Below are 1,901 nucleotides of genomic sequence, written 5' to 3' on the forward strand. Positions count from 1 at the left end.
CCCCCGCCGTCGGTGCGCGTGGCGCATTACGGGTTACCCGCGAGTATCTTTGGCCGATCATCGTCTCACCAGGGCCGATGGCGCCCCCGTACGCTCCCAACCACCGCACCGGATGGGTGTCACTGTGACACCGCGGTCAGATCCCGATGGAGCATTGATGGCGCGATCCCGCCGTACCGCCGGCCGCCCCCAGGGCCGGCACCGGACGACAACTGCCGTACTGATCACGGCCCTTGCCCTGAGCGGCAGCCTCGTCACCACCCCGGCGTCAGCCGCCTCCCACCCCGGCCCGCGGACCGCACACGCCGCCGCACCGGCCGCACGGTCCTTCCGCCTGGCCGACATCCCGATGAAGGACGGCACCGTCCTCAAGGCCGATGTCTTCACCCCCGCACCCGGCACCCCGGGCGCCGACCGCCACGGCCGCTACCCGCTCGTCGTCCAACCGGCCAGCTGGGGCCAGAACGACCTGGAGTACGTCGCACAGGGCAGGCAACTGGCCGCCGAGGGCTATGTCGCCGTCACGTACACCGTGCGCGGTTTCTGGGGCTCCGGGGGGCAGGTCGACGTCGCGGGGGCCAAGGACGTCGGCGACGTGTCCGGGGTCATCGACTGGGCCCTCGCCCACACCCCGGCCGACCCGCAGCGCATCGGCATGGTGGGGCTCTCCCTCGGCGGCGGCCTCACCCTCATGGGGGCCGCCTTCGACCCGCGGGTCAAGGCCGTTGCCGCGCTGAGCGGTTGGGGAGACCTGGTCGACTCGCTCTACAGCGGGCAGACGCGGCACCTCCAGGCCGCCGCGCTGCTCCACGCCGTCCAGATGCCCACCGGCCGCCCGAGCCCGGAGTTCTCGCGGATGCTGGCGGACCTGTACGGCGACCGCGACATCCCCCAGGTCGTCGCCTGGGCGCACAAGCGGTCCCCGGCCACGTACGTGGACCGGATCAACGCCCACGGCACGGCCGTCTTCATGGCCAACGCCTGGGGCGACAGCATCTTCAACCCCAGCCAGATGACCGCCTTCTACCAGCGCCTCACCGTCCCGAAGCACCTCGAACTCCGTCCCGGCGACCACGCCACACAGGAGCTGACCGGTCTGCTCGGGCTGCACAACGCCACCTGGACGAGCGCCCGCCACTGGCTCGACCAGCACCTCAAGGGCGGCGGGACCGACGGCGGTTCCGCGGGGGCGGTGCGCCTCCAGGTCAGGCGGAGCGGCGCCGAGGAGAGCTATCCGGACTGGCGGGCCGTCAGCTCCCGTACCGCGCACCTCCGGCTGGGCGACCCGAACGTCCACGGCACCGGCACGCTCGGCACCAAGGCCGCCGGGGCGAGCGGTTGGAACAAGGGGGTCGCCGGCGGCACCGACTCGGGCGCGGACGGCGGCATCGCCGTACTGTCCGGCGCGCTCGACCAGTTCACCGGCCTGCCGCCGACCGTCCTGGTCCCGCTGCTGTCCCGCAGGTCCGCAGCCGTATGGCAGTCGGAGCCGGACGCGGCACCGCAGCGGATACGCGGTGCCGTACGGCTGCACACGCGGATCACCGCGTCCGCGCCGCAGGGGACGGTCTTCGCCTACCTCTACGACGTGGACGCGCTCGGTGTGGGCAAGCTGATCTCCCACGCCCCGCAGGGCTGGTCCGGGCAGACCCCCGGGCGCGCCTTCCCGCTGGACGTCTCGCTCTTCGCCACCGCGTACGACGTGCCCGCCGGACACCGGCTGGCGCTGGTCCTGGACACCAAGGACCCGCTGTACGGCGGCCGTACGCCGAGCGGGAGCAGCGTGTCGTTCGGCGCGACGGCGGCCGACCCGTCCCAGCTGACCGTGCCCCTGCGCTGACGGCCACGGCCGTACCCGGCCAACTCCCCGGTCCGCGGACGCGCGGTCGCGGCGCGGCTAC

General features: G+C 73.4%; 1 protein-coding gene. It reads left to right on the top strand.

All coding sequences use genetic code 11. From position 1 onward, the window contains the following. Window positions 1-157 precede the first annotated feature (157 nt). Complete coding sequence (locus ACO1BR_RS40335; protein ID WP_426800082.1) at window positions 158-1,840, top strand: CocE/NonD family hydrolase; 1,683 nt, start codon at window positions 158-160, stop codon at window positions 1,838-1,840. Window positions 1,841-1,901: the final 61 nt, after the last annotated feature.

The sequence above is a fragment of the Streptomyces sp. YGL11-2 genome (genome assembly GCF_050054615.1).
In the GTDB taxonomy this organism is placed as follows: domain Bacteria; phylum Actinomycetota; class Actinomycetes; order Streptomycetales; family Streptomycetaceae; genus Streptomyces.